This window comes from Streptomyces mangrovisoli (assembly GCF_000974985.2).
Lineage (GTDB): Bacteria > Actinomycetota > Actinomycetes > Streptomycetales > Streptomycetaceae > Streptomyces > Streptomyces mangrovisoli.
In genome coordinates, this window is sequence record NZ_LAVA02000045.1 from 1 (window position 1) to 20,360 (window position 20,360).

Here is a 20,360-nt window from a genome sequence, read left to right on the forward strand (position 1 = left end):
CTGGGGGCCCGGGAGGGGGCCTGGGGGCCCGCGGCACAGCGGCCCGCGCAGCGGCCCTCTCACGCGCCGAGGGGCCGGGCCCCCTGCGCGGGTGCCCGGCCCCTCGGGCCGCTCGGTCACGGAGCCGTCGGCTCCGCGGGTGTCCCTACTTGGTGCGGCGGCGGCGACCCGCCTTGGCCTGCTTGCGGCGCTCGGCGCGCGTGAGGCCGTCGGCCTCGGAGCGCACCGGCTCGTCGTCGCTGGCGAAGTCGCCCTCGATCGTGCCGCCCTCGCCGTCCACGGTCGGCGCCGAGAAGTGCAGGTTCCGCCGCTGCGGGGCGTCCAGGCCCTTGGCGCGGATCTCCGGGCGGGCGCCCGCCTGGGCCGGCACCGAGTCCTGCTTCTCCAGGTCGGCCACCGGCTTGGTGTCCTCGACCGGGACCTCCTCGACCTGCTGCTCGACCTGGACCTCCAGGTTGAACAGATAGCCGACGGACTCTTCCTTGATGCCGTCCATCATCGCGGTGAACATGTCGAAGCCCTCGCGCTGGTACTCGACCAGGGGGTCCTTCTGCGCCATCGCGCGCAGGCCGATGCCCTCCTGGAGGTAGTCCATCTCGTAGAGGTGCTCGCGCCACTTGCGGTCGAGGACCGACAGCACGACCCGGCGCTCCAGCTCGCGCATGATCTCGGAGCCGAGCTGCGTCTCGCGGGACTCGTACTGCTCGCGGATGTCGTCCTTGATGGACTCGGAGATGAACTCCGCCGTGAGGCCGGCCCGGTCACCGGCCGCCTCCTCCAGCTCGTCGACGGTGATCTTCACCGGGTAGAGCTGCTTGAAGGCGCCCCACAGCCGGTCGAGGTCCCAGTCCTCGGCGAAGCCCTCGGCGGTCTCGGCCCCGACGTAGGCATCGATGGTGTCGTCCATGAAGTGCTGGACCTGCTCCTGGAGGTCCTCGCCCTCCAGGACCCGGCGGCGCTCGCCGTAGATGACCTCGCGCTGGCGGTTGAGCACCTCGTCGTACTTCAGGACGTTCTTGCGGGTCTCGAAGTTCTGCTGCTCGACCTGCGACTGCGCCGAGGCGATCGCGCGGGTGACCATCTTGTTCTCGATCGGCACGTCGTCCGGCACATTCGCCATGGACATCACGCGCTCGACCATCTGGGCCTTGAAAAGGCGCATCAGGTCGTCACCGAGGGAGAGGTAGAAGCGGGACTCGCCCGGGTCGCCCTGACGGCCGGAACGACCGCGCAGCTGGTTGTCGATGCGGCGCGACTCGTGCCGCTCGGTGCCGAGGACGTAGAGGCCGCCGAGGTCGTGGACCTCGTCCTTCTCGGCCTTCACCGCCTCCTCCGCGCGCTCCAGGGCCGCGGGCAGGGCCTGCGCCCACTCCTCGATGTGCTCCTCGGGGTCGAGGCCGCGCTGGCGCAGCTCCGCCTCGGCGAGGTCCTCGGGGTTGCCGCCGAGCTTGATGTCCGTACCACGGCCGGCCATGTTGGTCGCGACCGTCACCGCGCCCCGGCGGCCGGCCTGCGCGACGATCTGGGCCTCGCGCTCGTGGTGCTTGGCGTTCAGCACCTCGTGCTGGACACCGCGCTTGGAGAGCTGCTGCGAGAGGTACTCGGACTTCTCGACCGACGTCGTGCCGACGAGGATCGGCTGGCCCTTCTCGTGCTTCTCGACGATGTCGTCGACGACCGCCTCGAACTTCGCGACCTCGGTGCGGTAGATCAGGTCGGACTGGTCCTTGCGGACCATCGGCCGGTTGGTCGGGATCGGGACGACGCCGAGCTTGTAGATCTGGTGGAACTCGGCGGCCTCGGTCATCGCCGTACCGGTCATGCCGCACAGACCCGGCAGGTCCTTGCCGTTGTGGTCGTGGCGCTTGTAGAGGCGGAAGAAGTTCTGGAGGGTGATCGTGGCGAGCGTCTGGTTCTCGTCCTTGATGTCCACCCCTTCCTTCGCCTCGATCGCCTGGTGCATGCCCTCGTTGTAGCGGCGGCCGGCGAGGATACGGCCGGTGTGCTCGTCGACGATCATGACCTCGCCGTCGATGACGACGTAGTCCTTGTCCTTCTTGAAGAGCTCCTTGGCCTTGATGGCGTTGTTCAGGTAGCCCACCAGAGGCGTGTTCACCGACTCGTAGAGGTTGTCGATGCCCAGCCAGTCCTCGACCTTGCTGACACCGGCCTCGTGGATGGCGACCGTGCGCTTCTTCTCGTCGACGTCGTAGTCGCCGGTCTCCTCGAGACCCTTGAGCGGGTTGCCGGCCTCGCCGCGCTTCAGGCGCAGCACCAGCTTGGCGAAGTCGCCGTACCACTTGGTGGCCTGGTCGGCCGGGCCGGAGATGATCAGCGGCGTACGGGCCTCGTCGACCAGGATCGAGTCGACCTCGTCGACGATCGCGAAGTTGTGGCCGCGCTGCACGAGCTCGTCCTGCGACCAGGCCATGTTGTCGCGCAGGTAGTCGAAGCCGAACTCGTTGTTCGTGCCGTACGTGATGTCGCAGGCGTACTGCTCGCGGCGCTGGGCGGGCGACATGTTGGCGAGGATCACGCCGACTTCCAGGCCCAGGAACTTGTGGACGCGGCCCATCATCTCGGAGTCGCGCTCGGCCAGGTAGTCGTTGACCGTGACGATGTGGACGCCGCCGCCGGAGAGGGCGTTCAGATACGCGGGCAGCGTGCCGACGAGGGTCTTGCCCTCACCGGTCTTCATCTCGGCGACATAGCCGAGGTGGAGGGCGGCGCCGCCCATCATCTGCACGTCGTAGTGACGCTGGCCGAGGACGCGCTTGGCGGCCTCGCGGACGGTGGCGAACGCCTCGGGGAGCAGGTCGTCGAGGCTCTCACCGTCGGCATAGCGCTGCTTGTACTCGTCGGTGAGGGCCCGCAGCTCGGCGTCGGAGAGGTCGATGAAGTCCTCTTCGATGGAGTTGACCTGGTCCGCGATGCGGTGCAGCTTGCGCAGGATCTTGCCTTCGCCTGCACGCATGATCTTCGAGAGGACGGACACGGGGGCTGGTCTCCTTGCCGGTCGGGCCTGGGACGGTCGGTTTCGGATTGACTTACTGAGCAACGGCCATCGTATGCGAGGACCCCACCACGCCGGGAGGCCCGCCGTGACGACGGCTGCCGAGCCTTTGCGAACTGCTTCGGAAGTGTTTCACCGGGACAACGGACGGGAGTCGCCGATGGTGCCGCCCTGTGCCGACGATTTGCGCGAATCGTGATCGCGCGCTCACGCAGCGCCGACCTCCGACCGGTGAAAACCGTGGCGCACGCGCGCGTGTCCACGCATCATCGGTCGATGGAGCCCGTCACCCTCACCACCCCCCGCCTCACGCTGCGCCCGGTCGGCCGGCAGGACACCGACGCCGTGTACGCCGCCGCCCAGGACCCGGACATCCAGCGCTGGACCACGATCCCCTCGCCGTACCTCGCCGAGCACGCGCGCAGCTTCGCCGAGGAGCTGGTCCCCGACGGCTGGGCGACCGGCTCCGTGTTCACCTTCGGCCTGTTCCTGCCCGAGGGGGAGCTGGTGGGCATGATCGGCCTGATGATGCGGGCCCTCGGCACGGCCGAGATCGGCTTCTGGGCGACCAAGGAGCACCGCCGCCAGGGATACGTGGCCGAGGGCACGCTCGCCGTCGCCCGCTGGGCGTTCACCGTCCTGGCCGTCGACCGCCTCGAATGGCGGGCCGAGGTGGGCAACGCCGCCTCCCGCGCGGTGGCGGTGCGCGTCGGCTTCGCCATGGAGGGCGTCCTGCGCTCGGCGATCAACCACGGGGGCGTGCGCCGCGACTGCTGGGTGGGCTCGCTGCTCCCGTCCGACCTGGGCCTGCGCTCGACGGCCCCCTACCTGCCGGCCCCGTCCGCCTGAGGCGGGCCCGCCGTGCCGGGGGAAGGGGCCCCGCGCTGTCAGTGGCAGCGCCTATCGTGCGGCTCATGACGACCCTCCCGCGCCCCACCACGGAACTGTCGGCGGACGACGCCCGCCGCCTCGCCCTCCGGGCCCAAGGCTTCCTCGGCGCCCCGGACCGCCGGGCCGGCGTCCGCGGGGTCCTCCGCCGTCTCGGCGCGGTCCAGCTCGACACCATCTCCGTCCTCGCCCGCTCCCACGAGCTCGTGCCCTACGCCCGCCTCGGCGCCGTCGGCCGCAGAGCCGTCGAGGACGCCTACTGGACCGACACCCACGCCTTCGAGTACTGGTCGCACGCCGCCTGCCTGCTCCCCGTGGAGGAGTGGCCGCACTTCGCCTTCCGCCGCCGCGCCTACCGCGACCGTCCGCACTGGAACCACGAGCTGCCCGACGGCACCTACGACCAGGTGATCAAGCAGTTGCGGAGCGAGGGCCCGCTGACCGCCACGGAGCTGGGCGGCGCCAAGCGGACCAGCGAGTGGTGGGACTGGTCGGGCACCAAGGTCGCCGTCGAGCGCGCGCTGATGTACGGCGAGGTGGTCTGCGTGGAGCGCCGCGGCTGGAAGCGGGTCTACGACCTCGCCGAGCGCGCCGTCCCCCAGGCGCTGCTCCACGACGAGCTGGACGACGCCGAGTGCCTGCGCCGCCTGGTGCGCCTGGCCGGGCAGGCCCTGGGCGTCGGCACGCGCGCGGACATCGCCGACTACCACCGCCTCAAGGGCGAGCAGGTCGACGCCGTGATCGCCGACTCGGGCCTGGTCCCGGTCACGGTGGCCGGCTGGGGGAGGCCGGCCTGGGCGGACCCGGCGGCGCTGGCCGACCCGCCGCGCGGCCGCCACCGCACCACCCTGCTGTCCCCCTTCGACTCCCTGATCTGGGAGCGGGCCCGCACGGAGCGCGTCTTCGGCTTCACCCACCGCCTGGAGGCGTACGTCCCGAAGCCCAAGCGGGTGTACGGCTACTTCGCCATGCCGATCCTGGCCGGCGGCCGGCTGGTCGGCCGGGTCGACCCCGCGCGCGAGGGCTCCACGCTGGTCGCCCGGCAGCTCACCCTGGAGGGCCCGAAGGCGGCCCCGGCCGCGGCCCGTGCGCTGGTGGAGGCGGCGAGCTGGGTGGAGTGCACGGACGTCCGGGTGGAGCGCGTGGACGCGCCGGAGCTGCGCGGCGCCGTGACCGCGGAACTCGCCGCCCTCCTCGCCTGACGCGGGGTCGGCGGGGCCCGGTGGTCGTGTGTGCGGGCGCGTCGTGGCTGATCGCGCAGTTCCCCGCGCCCCTTCCAGGGGCTCCGGTCAGCCGCGCCGGTGGCCAGGGTCAGCGGATCTCGAGGATCTTCTCGCGCATCGCGTAGACCACGGCCTCCATCCTGGAGTGCAACTGAAGCTTCTCCAGGATGTTGCGCACGTGGTTCTTCACGGTGTTCTCGGAGATGAACAGCTCCTTGGCGATGTCGCGGTTGTTCATCCCGGTGGCGACGAGCTTCAGCACCTCCAGCTCACGGTCCGTCAGCCGGGGCGCGGGCACCAGCCGGCGCTCGTCGGTCCGCTGGATCATCGACTTGAACTCGGTGAGCAGCTTCGACGCCATGGACGGGCTGATCTGCGACTGGCCGTCGGCCACGGCGCGAATGGCGGTGGCCACCTCGTCCGTGGAGATCTCCTTCAGCAGATAGCCGGTCGCGCCTGCCTTGATCGCCTCGTAGAGGTCGGCCTCCTCGTCGCTGATCGTCAGCATGATGATCTTCGCGCTGGGGGCCACCTCCTTGATGGAGGTGCAGGCCTCGATGCCGCCGCGCTTGGGCATCCGGACATCCATCAGGACGATGTCGGGCAGCAGATCCGCGGCCTTGTCGACGGCCTCGGCACCGTCCCCCGCCTCCCCGACGACCTGGATGTCCTCCTCGGCGGCCAGCACGATCTCCAGGCCGCGGCGGAAGAGGGCGTGATCGTCCACCACGAGGACCCTGATCGGCTCCTTGCGGGCCGCGCCCGTGTCCGCGTCCGGGCCGACGGCGCCGTCGGCGTCCCCGTCCCGCATCGGTCCGAAGCTGTCCGCCATCGTTCCTCCCCCTGAGGCTGTGGCCTGTGGTCCTGCTGCCATCGCCAACCCAAGGCAGCGGCCCACCGATTGGGCCACTGAGGCCATGATTCCATGACGGGACGACAGAACGGTGACAGTGCGGGTCGCGAACTGGTCGCACACCGGTGCCCCTGGGGGCGCACACGCGCGCTCCAGGGGCACCGGCTCAACTTGCCCGCGGGTGGTTCAGCCACCCAGCGATCCACCCGCCTCGGGGGAATGCGCCTGGGTGACCATCGTGTCGGTCGTGAGGTGGATCACGCCGTAGTCGTATGCGTGCCGGCGGTAGACGACACTGGGTTCTTTCGTCTCGGAGTCGACGAAAAGATAGAAGTCGTGTCCGACCAGTTCCATTTCGTACAGCGCCTGGTCGAGGCTCATCGGAGCGGCGACGTGTGTCTTCTCGCGGACGATCAGGGGGCCCTCCCCCTGGATCTCCAGCGAGCCGATCTTCTTCGTGGGAACTTCGCCCGATTCCTCGTCGTGCACGGCGTGGCCGTTGACGTCGAGCGTCGCCGCGCCCGGGACGTGGTCGGGAACCTCGGCGGCCGAGATACGGCGGGCGCCGCGGCGCGAGTATCGCTTGTCGTGCTGCTTCCGCAGTCGGGCGTCCAGCTTCTCCGCCGCCATGTCGAGTGCCACATACGGATCGCTGGCAGCCGCCTCCGCCCGGATCACCGGACCGCGGGAGCGGAGCGTGATCTCCACCCGGTCGCAACGGTCGGCCTGTCGGGGGTTGGGCTCCTTGGACACCTCGACGTCGAGGCTGATCACCTTGCCATCGAGCTTCTGGATCTTCTCCAGCTTCAGCTTCTCGACCACGTGCTTGCGGAACCGCTCGGGCACCTCGGTCTTGTGGCCCTTGACGACGATGTCCACGCAGAACTCCGTTCCCGGATCACTCCGCTTCGGTGGCGGAGCATCTCCCTTTTGCACCCGGCTCCGGTCGTCCCGGAGCCTCGGACTCGGTGACGTCCACCTCCTCCTCCCCCGTGGGCGATCTCTCCACCCCGACGGCGCGAGTCGATGAAGGAAAACCCACGCCGCGCCAATTCAGATATGAGGGTGCATGGCCTGCGCCTTTCCCTCACAACAGAACATATCTCGCCCGGCCGGATGTCGTCACCCTCTACTGCCCCGTACCTCCGTTCAGGTGAATTGACCACCTCATTACCTGCAACGATGCAAGTTCACAGTCAGTTCCGGTTGATTTCGAAAGAATCCGGAGGAGCGGCGATCACGGCCGCCCGGACCGGATGTCCGGTTTCCGTGCCGGCGGACATTTCCGATGCGTCGTACACGCTCTCTCTCCTCCCGTCCCGCGACCGGATGAGCCGTTCTCCCATCCCTTCCCTGAGTGTTGTGCCGTACACGGCCGCCCGCACCCTGCCGTGTCCCACCGTTTCCCCCCGTGCCCCCTCTCCAACCCCCTCCGTCAACCTCTGTCCGGTCATCACCTCCCGCACCGCGCGGGCCGCCTCCGCCAGCGAGGCACCCGTGGTCATCAGGTCGTCGACCAGCACGATCCGCCCGCCGGCCAGCAGCCGTCCGGCGCCCGCGGCCGCCTCCAGCGCGCCCGCCAGATTGGCCAGCCGCTGCCCGGAGTCGAGCCCCGACTGGTCCGCCACGGGCCGCCCCTGACGCAGCACGGCCACCACCCGGGCGGGCGTCCCCTCCCGGCGCAGGGCGCCCGCCGCCGCGAACGCGATCCGCCGCGCCGGATCGTGCCCGCGCGCCCGCACCGCCGCCCGCGACGAGGGCACCGGCACCAGCAGCACCGGCCGCGCCCCGCCGGACCCCTGCCCCACGGCGGCCCGCACCGCGCCCGCGAGCGCCGCGCCGAGCGGAGCGGCGAGGGCCAGGGCGCCGCGCTCCTTGTGGGCGAGCAGGGCGGCGCGCACCGCGTCCGCGTACGGCGCCGCCGCGTGCACCGGGGGCAGCCCCGGCGGCTCGGGCACCGGCCGCACCCGGCCCGGTCGCGCCGGCGTCAGCGCCGTACGGCACTCGGGACAGAGCACCGTGCGCGGCCTGCCGCAGCCCCCGCACTCGGCCGGCAGCACGAGGTCGGTCAGGTCCCGCCACCACGGCCGCATGTCCACACCACCCCCGCGTGCCCACCACTGTGCCGCGCCCCCGCCGGACTGGCGAGCCCTGTGGAAAACCGCCTGTGGACAACCCGACAGACCCGCGGCCGACGTCTCACCCACATGAGTGAGGCGCCTCCCGAAGGAGGCGCCTCACCCTGCAAAGGAACGATCTCTGCCCGACCGCCCGTGCCGTCGGTTCACCCGGGGTAGATGGGCCCCGACCCCTCCTTGACGACCTTCTGCCACTGCGCCCCGGACGGCAGCCGGACGATGCCGTCCTCGGAGTACGCGGCCAGCGGCATCTGGTCGGACTCCGAGGCGGCGATCTCCTTCACCCCGGCCAGCGCGGCGGGCGCCGGGCCCTCCGGGACGGAGCCGTCGACCTGGACGTACCGCATCTGCACCACGCCGCCCTGCTCGGACCCGACCACCACGAGCCGGCTGTCCCCGGCCCACGACATGGCCGTGACGTCCTCCAGGTCCGGCGCGGCGGAGAGCAGCCCCTCCACCGTGACGGTCTCCTGCCCCCCGGTCTTGTCCAGGGCGCGGTGGATCTGCCCGATCAGCAGCGAGCGGTGGCCGTCCTTCTCGACGACGAGCGCGACGCGCGTCCCGTCCGCGGCGACCCGCACGGCCACGATCCGGCCGTCCAGCCCGCGCGTCTGCACGACCACCGGCTGGCCCGCGCCCTGCGCGAGGAGCAGCAGCCGGGGGTCGGCCGGGTCGCGGTCGGCCACCCACAGGTCGCCCTGCGCGTCCCAGCTGGGCGCCGTCAGCCGGTCGTCCTCGGTCTTGCCGTGGCTGGTCAGCACCGGCGCCCCGAGCGAGCCGCTGGAGGCGATGGAGGCGACGTACAGGGACTTTCCGTCGCCGCTGACCCCGGCCGCGGTGTGCTCGTCACGCGAGACGGCCGCCGAGCGCAGCGGCTCCTCGCCCGCCCCCAGCGCGCCCGGCACCGCGTCGGCGCTGGTGCTGCTGGAGCCCGGCGGTATGCGCACCAGCCGGTGCTTGCCGTCGAGGAAGTACAGGAACTCGGGGCGCTTGTCGGCGCCGCGCGTGGCGACGACCTGGGCACGGTCCTCGTCGAGCGTGCACAGCGTCGTGCCGTCATCGGCCTGGAACGCGACCGTGTCGACCGCGGGCGTCATGTTCTGCACCGTGTACAGCAGCTGCGTCGCCATCTCGTCGCACCGCTTGAGCCCGACCTTGGACGCCTTGGCGTTCAACGGCACCGTCAGCTTGCCCTGGTCGTCCGGGGAGAGGGTGCCGACGCCCTTCTTCAGGGCGCTGCCGCTGGGAAAGCTCGACCGGACCACGGGCTGCAGCCAGTGCGTCGGCCCGTCGATGAGGGAGCGCACGACCTGGGTCATCGGGTCCACCCGCTCGCGCACGTACACCGGGTCCGCGACGGCCGCGGTCTCCGCGCCGGCCGCGTCCGAGGCGTTCGACGCGAAGTAGTACCGGTCGACCGACATGAAGTTGCGCTGGAAGTCGGACTTGCCCATGACGACGCCCTGCGGTAGCCCGTCGATGCGCCACTGACCGCTCTTGGCGTCCTTGACCAGGTGCACCGGCTGGTCGTACTGGCCCGAGGCGGGCGCGTACGCCTGCTGCGCGTCGACCTCGGCGACGCTGGTGCCGGTGAGGGCGTACGTCAGGGTGTCGGTCTCCTCGCGGCCGCCCGGCCCGTGCGCCGCCCCGATGCTCGGACCGTTCTCCAGCACCGTGGTGGACTGCTCGGGCCGCCAGCGCCGCCCGGCGTCGGCGGTCAGATACTTGCGCGCGGTGTCGTAATGGGGATCGTCGCTGGTCAGGGCCTCGAGGAAGCCCTGCACGATCTCGCCGGGCGTGGCGTCCTCCTGCGGCGGCACCGCGAAGACCCGTACCTGGGTCTCCTGGCGCGGCGTGGACTCGACGTCCCGCAGATCGCCGCTGTCGGGCATCGAGGCGCACCCCGCCAGCAGTACGACACCGAAGGCGGCGTAGGCCACCGCGTGCGCCGGACGGCGCCGGGCGCCCCCCTCGCGGTCAGCGACCACGGAATGCCTCCCCTGACGTGTTCGAGTCCTCCGGCCGGGCGGCGGTGTCCGGGCGGCCGGACCGCCCCTCCGGCGTCCCCTCCGCCGCGGACGGCCCGTCCGGCCGCCGGGCCCCGCTCGTGGGCCGGGGCACCACGCGGGCGCCGTTCCCGGGCAGCGCCGTCGGGTCGGCGGTCGGCGCGACCTGCGCCGTCCGCGGCGCTATGGAGGCGTGTGCGCCCGACCGTCCGCCGGCCTGCACGGGCACGGTGGCGCTCTTGGCCCCGGTGCCGCGCGGCAGCCCGGCGTCGTTGAGTCCGCGGTTGCGGCGCGAGTCCCTCGGCTCCAGCGGTATCGGGGAGCCGCGCAGCGGCTCGTCCGCGGTCCGCGGCAGCGTCAGCCGGAACTGCGAGCCGCCGCCGGGCTCGCCCCACGCCTGCAGCCAGCCGCCGTGCAGCCGCGCGTCCTCCAGGGCGATCGACAGGCCGAGGCCCGTGCCGCCCGTGGTCCGCGCGCGGGCCGGGTCGGCCCGCCAGAAGCGGCTGAAGACGCGGGTCGCCTCGCCGGGCTTGAGCCCGACGCCGTAGTCCCGTACGGCGATCGCGACCGCGCCGCCCGCGGACGCCAGCTGCACCACGACGTCCTTGCCGTCGCCGTGCTCGACCGCGTTGACGACGAGGTTGCGCAGCACCCGCTCCACCCGCCGGGCGTCGGCCTCGGCCACGACGGGCTGCTGGTCGCCGACGACGCGCACCTGCGAGCCCTTGCGCTCGGCGAGCGGCTCGGCGCCGCTGACGACCCGCCGCACGACCTCCCTGAGGTCGATCGGCTCGGCCTCCAGGGCGGCCGCGCCCGCGTCGAACCGGCTGATCTCCAGCAGGTCCGCGAGCAGCGACTCGAACCGGTCCAGCTGGTCGGCGAGCAGCTCGGCGGAGCGCGCGGTCACCGGGTCGAAGTCCTCGCGCGCCTCGTGGATGACGTCGGCGGCCATCCGCACGGTCGTCAGCGGCGTGCGCAGCTCGTGCGACACGTCCGACACGAACCGGCGCTGCATCCGCGACAGGTCCTCCAGCTGCTGGATTTTCAGCTGGAGGTTCTGCGCCATCTTGTTGAAGGCCTCGCCGAGCCGCGCGATGTCGTCCTCGCCGGTGACCTTCATCCGCTCCTGGAGCCGTCCCGCGGACAGCCGCTCGGCGATCCCGGCGGCCATCCGCACGGGGGTGACGACCTGGCGCACCACGAGCCACGCGATCGCCCCGAGGAGCACCACCACGAACAGCCCGGCCGTCGCCAGGGTCGTCTTGACCAGGCTGAGCGACTTCTCCTCCTGGGTGAGCGGGAAGAGGTAGTACAGCTGGTACGGGTCGCCGTTGGGGTCGTTGACCTGCTTGCCGATGACCAGCGCGGGCTGCGGTTCCTGGTCGTTGTGCTGGGAGACGATGCGCGTGTAGCTCTGGGCGGCGGTCGTGCTGTGCTCGAGCCGGTCCCGCAGGTCCTGGGGCACGCTGATGTTCGGGTCGACGTCGCCGGAGGCACGCGGCCCGCGTGCGCCGCCGCTCTCCTGGCCCGCGGGCAGGGTGACCACGTCGAAGGCGCCCTGGCCGCCGCTGGAGAGCGAGTCGACGAGCTCATTCATCCACTCGACGACGTTCTGCGAGGTACGCGTGCCGGTCGCGGTGGTGTCGCCGGTGGTGCCGCTGCCGGTCGCCGCCTCGTCCGCGCGCTGCTTGGCCACCGCGAAACCGCCCGTGGCCTGGCTCTGCGAGGCCTTGACCTTCGCGTCCAGCAGGCCGTTGCGGACCTGGCCGATGACGACGAAGCCCAGCAGCAGTACGACGCCCAGCGACATCAGCAGCGTCGTGGCGACGACCCTGAGCTGGATGTTGCGCCGCCACAGCCGCATGACGGGCAGCAGCGGCCGGCGCACCCAGCGCAGCAGCAGGCGCAGGACCGGACTGCCCTGGACGCCGCCCTGCAGCAATCCGCCCTCGAAGAGGCGTCCCCAACGCGAACCCGCCGAACCACGGCCGACAGGCCGCTCCGCGCGGGACCCGGACCGACCGGGGGCCGAAGCGGCACTGTCCCCGGACATGTCAGCTCGGTCCGGCCTTGTAGCCGACGCCCCGCACGGTCACCACGATCTCCGGACGCTCGGGGTCCTTCTCGACCTTGGAGCGCAGCCGCTGGACGTGCACGTTGACCAGCCGCGTGTCGGCCGCGTGCCGGTAGCCCCAGACCTGCTCGAGCAGGACCTCACGGGTGAACACCTGCCACGGCTTGCGGGCCAGGGCGACCAGCAGGTCGAACTCCAGCGGCGTGAGCGCGATGGACTGACCGTCCCGCTTCACGGAGTGCCCGGCCACGTCGATGACCAGGTCGCCTATGGCGAGCTGCTCCGGCGCCGGCTCCTCCGACCTCCGCAGGCGGGCCCGGATGCGGGCCACCAGCTCCTTCGGCTTGAACGGCTTCACGATGTAGTCGTCGGCGCCGGACTCCAGGCCGACGACTACGTCGACGGTGTCGCTCTTGGCCGTGAGCATCACGATCGGCACGCCCGACTCCGCGCGGATCAGGCGGCAGACCTCGATGCCGTCCCGTCCGGGCAGCATCAGGTCGAGCAGCACCAGATCGGGCTTGGCTTCACGGAACGCGGCCAACGCCTTGTCGCCGTCCGCCACAAAAGACGGCTCGAAACCTTCACCACGCAGCACGATGCCGAGCATCTCGGCCAGTGCGGTGTCGTCGTCGACGACAAGGACTCGTCCCTTCATAAACGACATCATCCCATTCTCGTAACGACGACAGAGGCGCAGGTGAGGGACCTCACTGGCCCGTGACGATAGTCGTACGGAGTCGTCACTGTCTGCCCCCGACCGTCGATCGGGGCGTCCCGCCCCACCGATCCGGGCGACGGACCCCGTCGTCCGCCGGTCCTGGCGGCAAAAACACGCCGTCCCGGCCGCCGGCGGCGGACCGCGGAGCGGCTCCTCCTCCCAGCATCGCCGCGACGGCGCGACAGGTCTCGTCGAAACCCGCGGCGCCCGCTCCCCCGACGCCCTCCGCGGCGGGGGACCCGGCGCCGTCAAGGCCTCCCGGAGCCCGCCGCGCGGCCCCGGGGCCCGTCGTCGAATTCCCGTCCGCCACACGCCGGCAGGCCCTGGCCGTCCCCACGGCGACAGGCCCTGGCCGATCCCGCGCCGACAGGCCCTAGCCGATCCCCCCGAGGCCGCTCGCGGCCCGGCGGGAGCGGGCGACGAGCTCCGCCAGCGCCTCCGTCGTCACCGGGGACACGACGCCCTCCTCGGTGACGACGGCGGTCACCAGCTCGGGCGGCGTCACGTCGAAGGCCGGGTTGTAGGCCTGCGTCCCCAGCGGCGCCACCGGGACGCCACCGCCCCCTCCGCTCACCGGCGCCTGCGGCAATGTGACCTCGGTCACTTCATGGCCGGGGCGTTGCTCCACCTCGATGGCCGCCCCGTCCGGGGTCTCCAGATCCACCGTCGTCACCGGAGCCACCACGATGAAGGGCACATGGTGATACCGCGCGAGCACCGCGAGCGGGTAGCTCCCCACCTTGTTCGCCACCGAGCCGTCGGCCGCGATGCGGTCCGCACCGATCAGCACGGCGTCCACCTCGCCGGCCGAGAAGAGCGACCCGGCCGCGTTGTCGGTCAGCAGCGTGTACGCCATGCCGCTGCGCGCCGCCTCGTAGGCCGTCAGCCGCGCGCCCTGGAGCAACGGGCGCGTCTCGTCCACCCACAGCCGGCGCAGCCTGCCCTGCCGGTGCGCGGCGAGCGCCACCGCGAACGCCGTGCCCTCCCCGCCCGACACCAGCGAACCGGTGTTGCAGTGGGTCAGGATCCGGTGCCCGCCGCCGGGCAGCAGCTCGTCGAGGAGCGCCAGCCCGTGCGCCGCCATCCGGGTGCTGGCCTCGGCGTCCTCCTGGTGCAGGGCCCGCGCCGCCGCCAGCGCCATCGCGGCCGCGGTCTTGGAGTCCCCGACCTTGGCGAGCCCCGCGAGATAGGCCGCCCGCGCCCGCTCCACGCCGTAGGCGAGGTTCACCGCGGTCGGCCGGGCCCCGGCGAGCGCGCGCGACGCCTCGTCCACGTCGAAGCCGCGCGCGGCCGCGAGCGCGACGCCGTACGCCCCCGCGATCCCGAGCAGCGGAGCCCCGCGCACGGCGAGCGAGCGGATCGCGTCGACCAGCGCGGACGCGTCCGTGCAGACCAGTTCGACCTCCTCGGCCGGCAGCCTCGTCTGGTCCAGCAGGACCAGCACCGGACCCTCGGGGGGTTCGTCCCAGCGGATGACGGGTGTCTCGGTCGGCCGGCTGTCCTCGCCGGATTGCGCGTACTGATCAGCCATGCCGTCAGTCTGCCCCGTATCCGGCGGACAATTGAAGGTGCACCGCCCTTACCGCAGCCGGTCCGCGCGTGACCTGCCCATGGCACGATGTCTGACAGCCTGCCACCGCGACCGCGGACGGGCACCGTGAAGGAGCGACGATGAACGACACTCCGGGCTGGGCCTCGCCCGGATCCGCACCGTCCGACGGCCAGGAACCCGGCGCGTCCCGCCCCACCGAACCCGCCGACCGCCCGGCCCCGGCCGAGGCCTCCGGCCGGCCCGGCGCACAGCCCGCGGACCCCGGCCCGCAGTGGTCCAAGGAGCAGCCGCCCCCGGGCCAGTGGTCCGCGCCCACCGGCGCCCCCGGCACCGGCCAGGCACCGCCGCCACCGCCCCCGGGCCCCGGCTGGGGCGGCCCGCCCCCCGGCGGCGGCTACGGCGGCCCCGGCGCCTACGGCCCGCCCGGAGGAGGCTACGGAGGCCCTCCCGGCGGCTACGGACCTCCCGGAGGGTACGGCGGCCCGCCCGGCGGCCAGCCCGGCTGGGGAGCCGGATGGGGTGCCGGCTGGGGCGGCCCGCCGCCCGCGGCCAAGCCCGGCGTCATACCGCTGCGCCCGCTCGGCGTGGGCGAGATCCTCGACGGCGCCGTCTCCACCATGCGCACCTACTGGCGCACGGTCCTCGGCATCTCCCTCACCATCGCGGTGATCACCCGCACCGTCGTCGTCCTGTTCCAGGGCCTCGTCACCAACAACCTCGCGGGCACCGGCGCCCTCGACGACCCGGACGCCAGCTCCGACGAGATCGCCCACGCCATGATCGGCCTCATCGCGGGCAGCGGCGCCGTCATCCTGATCACCATCATCGGCACGGTCATCGCGACGGCCCTGCTGACCGCGGTCACCAGCCGCGCCGTCCTCGGCAAGCCGGTCACCAGCGGCGAGGCATGGCGCGACGCACGCCCCCAGGTGGCCAGGCTGTTCGGTCTGGTCTTCCTGCTGCCGCTCATCGGCACCGCGATCATCGCCGTCGCGGTCACACCCGGCATCCTCCTCCTCGTGGCCGACGGGGCCACGCCCCTGGGCGTCCTGCTCACCCTCCTCGGCTCCATCGGCGGCCTCGTCACCGCCACCTGGATCTGGGTGCGCCTCTCCCTCGCCTCGCCCGCGCTGATGCTGGAGAAGCAGGGCATCAGGAAGTCGCTCGGCCGCTCCGTGAAGCTGGTCCGCGGCTCCTGGTGGCGCGTCTTCGGCATCCAGCTCCTCGCCGCGATCATCACCTACATGATGGCGTCGATCATCGCGATCCCCTTCACCTTCCTGGGGATGGCGCTCGGCGGCGGAGGCATCACCGGCTTCCTGGAGAGCGGCAACAGCGGCGTCGGCTGGACCTTCCTGATCATGAGCGGCATCGGCGGCGTCATCGGTGAGATGATCACCTTCCCGGTCTCGGCCGGTGTCATCGTGCTCCTCTACATCGACCAGCGCATCCGCCGCGAGGCGCTCGACCTCGAACTGGCCCGCGCCGCCGGCGTCCAGGACTACGGCGCCGAAGCGGGTACGGGGAGCTGACAGGGTGGAACGTGCGGGGGGAGTTCTCACAACGGCGCTGCCTCGCGCCGCCACACGGATCCTGGCCCGCGCGGGCAGCGCCTCCCCGCTGTCCGCCGCGGGCTCGGACGACGGACCGCCCGTCACCGTCCCGCGCGATCCCGCGCGCGAGGCGGCCCGCCGCGAACTGTCCAAGGGCCTGTACCACCAGAACGACCCCAGCCTGCTCCAGCGCGCCCTCAACGCCCTGTGGGACTGGCTCGACCGGGTGTTCGGCACCGCCGCCTCGGCGACACCCGGCGGCGCCGTCGGACTCACCGTCGTCATCGTCGCGGTCCTGGCCGTCGCGGCCGCCCTGTGGTGGCGCCTGGGCACCCCGCGACGCCAACCCGGCTCCGCGCCCGCCCTGTTCGACGAACGCCCCCGCAGCGCCGCCGAACACCGCGCGGCCGCCGAGGCGCACGCCGCCCAGGCCCACTGGAACGCGGCCGTACAGGAACGCATGAGAGCCGTCGTCCGCTCCCTGGAGGAACGCGCGCTGCTGGACGCCCGCCCCGGCCGCACCGCCGACGAGGCGGCCGCCGAAGCCGCCCGCTCCCTGCCCGTGCACACGGAACGACTGCGCGCCGCCGCCCGCGAGTTCGACGACGTGGCGTACGGCGGGCGCACCGCGAGCGAGGCGTCGTACCGCCTCGTCGCCGAACTCGACCGCGACCTGGAACGCACCAAGCCCCTCCAGCCGAGCGGTGCCCCCGGCGCGACCGCCGACAGCCACCGGGGAGCCACCTCATGACCGCCGGGGCCACGCTCCCCGCCACCGCCACCGCCACCGCCACCTCCGTCTCCCCCACCCCGCGCCAGGTGTGGACGACATCCCGGGGCGTCGTGTTCGGCGTCCTGCTCGCCCTGGTCGCCGGATTCGCCTACGCCGCCCTCCGCTCCGGCGCGCAGCACGGCGCCCTGGACCCCCGCTCCGCCGACCCCAACGGCAGCCGCGCCGTCGCCGAACTCCTCGCCGACCACGGCGTCTCCACCCGGGTCGTCACCACCCTGCACGGCGCCGCCGTCGCGAGCGGCCCCGACACCACACTCGTCGTCGCCGTACCCGACCTGTTGACCCACCGTCAGCAGGAGCAGCTGCACCGGGCCGTGGCCGGCGCGGGCGGCCGTACCGTCCTGGTCGCCCCCGGCAGCTGGTCCGTCGAACGCCTCGCCCCCGGCGTCACCGCCGACCCCGCCCAGAGCTTCCAGAAGACGCTCGCCCCGGTCTGCCTCCTGGCCGAGGCCCAGCGGGCCGGGGCCGCCGACACCGGCGGCATCCGCTACAGCACCACCCACCTCGACGCGGACTCCTGCTACCCCAGCAAGCGCCTGGCCACCCTGCTGCGACTGCCCTCGGCCGCCGGCGGCGACACGGTGATCCTCGGCGCCTCCGACATCCTGCGCAACGAACGCCTCGACCGGCAGGGCAACGCCTCGCTCGCCCTCCAACTCCTCGGCACCCGCACCCATCTCGTCTGGTACCTCCCCTCGCTCACCGACACCACGGCCACCGGCAACGGCCGCAGCAGCCTCATCGACCTGCTCCCCTCGGGCTGGCTCTGGGGCGCCCTCCAGCTGTTCATCGCCGCGGCCGTCGCCGCCCTGTGGCGGGCCCGCAGGCACGGCCCGCTCGTGCCCGAGAAGCTCCCCGTCGCGATCCGCGCCTCCGAGACCGTCGAAGGCCGCGCCCGCCTCTACCGCAAGGCGGACGCCCGCGACCGCGCCGCCGCCGCTCTGCGCTCCACCACCCGCACCCGCCTCGCTCCTCTCGTCGGCGTCCCCGTCACCCAGGCGCACGCGCCCGAGGCCCTGCTGCCCGCGCTCTCCGCCCATCTGCGGCGAGACGGCGCCACGACCCTGCACCCCCTTCTCTTCGGCCCGCCGCCCGGCGACGACACGGCCCTCATCGCACTCATCGACCAACTCGACGCCCTCGAAAGAGAGGTACGCCGTCCATGATGGCCCCGACCACTGACACCGCCTGGTCCGCCGGGAACCCGGGCGACGCCCGCGCTTCCCTGGAGGCCCTGCGCGCCGAGATCGCCAAAGCCGTGGTCGGCCAGGACCCCGCCGTGACCGGCCTTGTCGTCGCCCTCCTCTGCCGCGGACACGTTCTCCTCGAAGGAGTCCCCGGGGTGGCCAAAACGTTGCTCGTCCGCGCCCTCGCGTCCGCACTCGACGTCGAGACCAAGCGCGTCCAGTTCACCCCCGACCTCATGCCGAGCGACGTGACCGGCTCACTCGTCTACGACACCCGCACCGCCGAGTTCTCCTTCCAGCCCGGCCCGGTCTTCACCAACCTGCTGCTCGCCGACGAGATCAACCGCACCCCGCCCAAGACCCAGTCCTCCCTCCTCGAAGCGATGGAGGAACGCCAGGTCACCGTCGACGGCACGCCCCGCCCGCTCCCCGAGCCGTTCCTCGTCGCCGCGACCCAGAACCCGGTCGAGTACGAAGGCACCTATCCCCTGCCCGAGGCCCAACTCGACCGCTTCCTGCTCAAACTGACGATCCCTCTGCCCTCCCGGCAGGACGAGATCGACGTCCTCACCCGGCACGCCGACGGCTTCAACCCGCGCGACCTGCGCGCCGCCGGCATACGCCCGGTCGCCGGCCCCGCCGACCTCGAAGCGGCCCGCGTCGCGGTCGCCAAGACCCATGTCAGCCCCGAGATCACCGCGTACGTCGTCGACCTCTGCCGGGCCACCCGCGAATCGCCGTCGCTCACCCTCGGCGTCTCCCCGCGCGGCGCGACCGCCCTGCTCGCCACCGCCCGCGCCTGGGCCTGGCTGACCGGCCGCGACTACGTCACCCCGGACGACGTGAAGGCCCTCGCGCTGCCCACCCTCCGCCACCGCGTCCAGCTGCGGCCCGAGGCGGAGATGGAAGGCGTGACCGCCGACTCCGTCATCAGCGCGATCCTCGCCCACGTCCCCGTCCCCCGCTGATGGCGTTCACCGGACGCGCCGCCCTCCTGGCGGCCCTGGGCTCCGTCCCCGTCGGCCTCCTGGATCCGAGCTGGACCGGCATCCTGGCGGTCGACGGCACCCTGCTCGCCGCCTGCGCCTGCGACTTCGCCCTCGCGGCCCCCGTACGACGCCTCGTCCTGACCCGCTCGGGCGACACCACGGCACGCCTCGGCGAGGCCGCCGACGTCACCCTGACCGTCGCCAACCCGTCACGGCGCCCGCTGCGCGCCCGCCTCCGCGACGCCTGGCCGCCGAGCAGCTGGCAGCCCGGCACGGAGGTCGAGGCGTCCCGGCACGCACTGACCGTGCCGCCGGGCGAACGGCGCCGCGCCACGACCCGGCTGCGCCCGACCCGCCGCGGCGACCGCCACGCCGACCGCGTGACGATCCGCTCCTACGGCCCGCTCGGCCTCTTCGCCCGCCAGGGCACCCACCGGGTCCCCTGGTCCGTCCGGGTCCTGCCGCCCTTCACCAGCCGCAAGCACCTGCCGTCGAAACTGGCCCGGCTGCGCGAACTCGACGGCCGCACGAGCGTCCTCCAGCGCGGCGAGGGCACCGAGTTCGACAGCCTGCGCGAGTACGTCCCCGGCGACGACACCCGCTCCATCGACTGGCGCGCCACGGCCCGCCACTCCGCCGTCGCCGTGCGCACCTGGCGCCCGGAACGCGACCGGCACATCCTGCTGGTCCTGGACACCGGCCGCACCTCCGCCGGCCGGGTCGGCGACGCCCCTCGCCTCGACGCCTCGATGGACGCGGCTCTGCTCCTGGCGGCCCTGGCGTCCCGCGCCGGCGACCGCGTCGACCTGCTCGCCTACGACCGCCGGGTACGCGCCCTGGTCCAGGGCCGCGCCGCGGGCGACGTGCTGCCCTCCCTGGTCGACGCGATGGCCACGGTCGAACCGGAGCTGGTGGAGACCGACTCCCGCGGCCTCGCCGCCATGGCCTTGCGTACGGCTCCACGCCGGTCCCTGCTCGTGCTGCTGACCACCCTCGACGCGGCACCCGTCGAGGAGGGGCTGTTGCCGGTGCTGCCGCAGCTGACCCAGCGCCACACCGTGCTGGTCGCCTCCGTGGCCGATCCGCATGTGGCGGACATGGCAAAGGCACGGGGTGATGTGGAGGCGGTGTACGAGGCGGCCGCCGCGGCGCAGGCCCAGACGGAACGCCACCGCACCGCGGATCAGCTCCGCCGGCACGGTGTCACTGTCGTGGACGCGACTCCTGAGGAACTGGCGCCCGCCCTGGCGGACGCGTATCTCGCGTTGAAGGCGGCCGGACGCCTGTGACCGTGCGGGCCTTCATGGCCTCGCGGTACACAGGCGCCGCGCCCGAAAATGGCCCGGAACGCAGAAAACCCCCGTGCTCGA

15 protein-coding genes are annotated in these 20,360 nt (G+C 72.8%); 7 read left to right on the top strand and 8 right to left on the bottom strand.

Features of this window, described 5'->3' with window-relative positions:
- Positions 1–145: 145 nt before the first annotated feature.
- The gene (gene secA / locus WN71_RS20085) at positions 146–2,995 is read right to left on the bottom strand and encodes a preprotein translocase subunit SecA (RefSeq protein WP_046591841.1); all 2,850 of its coding nucleotides are present in this window, start codon (positions 2,993–2,995) and stop codon (positions 146–148) included.
- 294 nt (positions 2,996–3,289) lie between these two features.
- Here secA and WN71_RS20090 point away from each other — a divergent pair, with 294 nt between their 5' ends.
- The gene (locus WN71_RS20090; protein ID WP_046591850.1) at positions 3,290–3,862 is read left to right on the top strand and encodes a GNAT family N-acetyltransferase; all 573 of its coding nucleotides are present in this window, start codon (positions 3,290–3,292) and stop codon (positions 3,860–3,862) included.
- 65 nt (positions 3,863–3,927) lie between these two features.
- Entirely contained in the window at positions 3,928–5,103 is a 1,176-nt protein-coding gene (locus WN71_RS20095; RefSeq protein ID WP_046591851.1) for a winged helix-turn-helix domain-containing protein, read from the top strand.
- Positions 5,104–5,212: 109 nt separating this feature from the next.
- On the opposite strand, the gene WN71_RS20100 is transcribed toward WN71_RS20095, so the two are convergent.
- The 7 genes from WN71_RS20100 to mtnA form a co-directional block, all read right to left on the bottom strand.
- Positions 5,213–5,956, bottom strand: a complete 744-nt coding sequence (locus WN71_RS20100; protein ID WP_046591842.1) for a response regulator — start codon at positions 5,954–5,956, stop codon at positions 5,213–5,215.
- Between the two features lie 207 nt (positions 5,957–6,163).
- Positions 6,164–6,856, bottom strand: coding sequence for a ribosome hibernation-promoting factor, HPF/YfiA family (gene hpf, locus WN71_RS20105; RefSeq protein ID WP_046591843.1), 693 nt, complete (start codon positions 6,854–6,856; stop codon positions 6,164–6,166).
- 317 nt (positions 6,857–7,173) lie between these two features.
- Positions 7,174–8,070, bottom strand: coding sequence for a ComF family protein (locus WN71_RS20110; RefSeq protein WP_046591852.1), 897 nt, complete (start codon positions 8,068–8,070; stop codon positions 7,174–7,176).
- Between the two features lie 191 nt (positions 8,071–8,261).
- Positions 8,262–10,103: an LpqB family beta-propeller domain-containing protein gene (locus WN71_RS20115; RefSeq protein WP_107469701.1), complete on the bottom strand. Its 1,842-nt coding sequence runs from the start codon at positions 10,101–10,103 to the stop codon at positions 8,262–8,264.
- Entirely contained in the window at positions 10,093–12,174 is a 2,082-nt protein-coding gene (gene mtrB / locus WN71_RS20120) for an MtrAB system histidine kinase MtrB (RefSeq protein WP_046591844.1), read from the bottom strand. Before mtrB ends, WN71_RS20115 begins: the two co-directional genes overlap by 11 nt.
- Position 12,175: 1 nt before the next feature.
- Positions 12,176–12,865 carry a two-component system response regulator MtrA gene (mtrA, locus tag WN71_RS20125; protein ID WP_187283109.1) on the bottom strand — a complete coding sequence of 230 codons (690 nt, stop codon included), beginning with the start codon at positions 12,863–12,865 and terminating at the stop codon, positions 12,176–12,178.
- 424 nt (positions 12,866–13,289) lie between these two features.
- On the bottom strand, positions 13,290–14,447 hold the full coding sequence (gene mtnA, locus WN71_RS20130; RefSeq protein ID WP_046591845.1) for an S-methyl-5-thioribose-1-phosphate isomerase: 1,158 nt from the start codon (positions 14,445–14,447) through the stop codon (positions 13,290–13,292).
- 140 nt (positions 14,448–14,587) lie between these two features.
- Between mtnA and WN71_RS20135 the strand changes: the two genes are divergently transcribed.
- Genes WN71_RS20135 through WN71_RS20155 form a run of 5 tightly spaced genes read left to right on the top strand, consistent with a single transcriptional unit; the run spans position 14,588 to position 20,279 of the window.
- Entirely contained in the window at positions 14,588–16,000 is a 1,413-nt protein-coding gene (locus WN71_RS20135) for a DUF7544 domain-containing protein (RefSeq protein ID WP_046591846.1), read from the top strand.
- A 4-nt stretch (positions 16,001–16,004) separates the two neighbouring features.
- The gene (locus tag WN71_RS20140; RefSeq protein WP_107469702.1) at positions 16,005–16,772 is read left to right on the top strand and encodes a DUF4129 domain-containing protein; all 768 of its coding nucleotides are present in this window, start codon (positions 16,005–16,007) and stop codon (positions 16,770–16,772) included.
- Positions 16,769–17,980, top strand: coding sequence for a DUF4350 domain-containing protein (locus tag WN71_RS20145; RefSeq protein WP_046591847.1), 1,212 nt, complete (start codon positions 16,769–16,771; stop codon positions 17,978–17,980). Before WN71_RS20140 ends, WN71_RS20145 begins: the two co-directional genes overlap by 4 nt.
- Entirely contained in the window at positions 17,980–18,969 is a 990-nt protein-coding gene (locus WN71_RS20150) for an AAA family ATPase (protein WP_420856510.1), read from the top strand. Before WN71_RS20145 ends, WN71_RS20150 begins: the two co-directional genes overlap by 1 nt.
- Positions 18,969–20,279: a DUF58 domain-containing protein gene (locus tag WN71_RS20155; RefSeq protein ID WP_046591849.1), complete on the top strand. Its 1,311-nt coding sequence runs from the start codon at positions 18,969–18,971 to the stop codon at positions 20,277–20,279. Before WN71_RS20150 ends, WN71_RS20155 begins: the two co-directional genes overlap by 1 nt.
- Positions 20,280–20,360: the final 81 nt, after the last annotated feature.

Bases quoted from the DNA above. Each gene is read 5' to 3' on its own strand.
- WN71_RS20090 (WP_046591850.1), top strand. From the start codon at position 3,290: ATGGAGCCCGTCACCCTCACCACCCCCCGCCTCACGCTGCGCCCGGTC.
- WN71_RS20110 (WP_046591852.1), bottom strand. From the start codon at position 8,070: ATGCGGCCGTGGTGGCGGGACCTGACCGACCTCGTGCTGCCGGCCGAG.
- WN71_RS20095 (WP_046591851.1), top strand. From the start codon at position 3,928: ATGACGACCCTCCCGCGCCCCACCACGGAACTGTCGGCGGACGACGCC.
- mtnA (WP_046591845.1), bottom strand. From the start codon at position 14,447: ATGGCTGATCAGTACGCGCAATCCGGCGAGGACAGCCGGCCGACCGAG.
- WN71_RS20135 (WP_046591846.1), top strand. From the start codon at position 14,588: ATGAACGACACTCCGGGCTGGGCCTCGCCCGGATCCGCACCGTCCGAC.
- WN71_RS20150 (WP_420856510.1), top strand. From the start codon at position 17,980: ATGGCCCCGACCACTGACACCGCCTGGTCCGCCGGGAACCCGGGCGAC.
- WN71_RS20155 (WP_046591849.1), top strand. From the start codon at position 18,969: ATGGCGTTCACCGGACGCGCCGCCCTCCTGGCGGCCCTGGGCTCCGTC.
- mtrB (WP_046591844.1), bottom strand. From the start codon at position 12,174: ATGTCCGGGGACAGTGCCGCTTCGGCCCCCGGTCGGTCCGGGTCCCGC.
- WN71_RS20145 (WP_046591847.1), top strand. From the start codon at position 16,769: ATGACCGCCGGGGCCACGCTCCCCGCCACCGCCACCGCCACCGCCACC.
- WN71_RS20100 (WP_046591842.1), bottom strand. From the start codon at position 5,956: ATGGCGGACAGCTTCGGACCGATGCGGGACGGGGACGCCGACGGCGCC.
- mtrA (WP_187283109.1), bottom strand. From the start codon at position 12,865: ATGATGTCGTTTATGAAGGGACGAGTCCTTGTCGTCGACGACGACACC.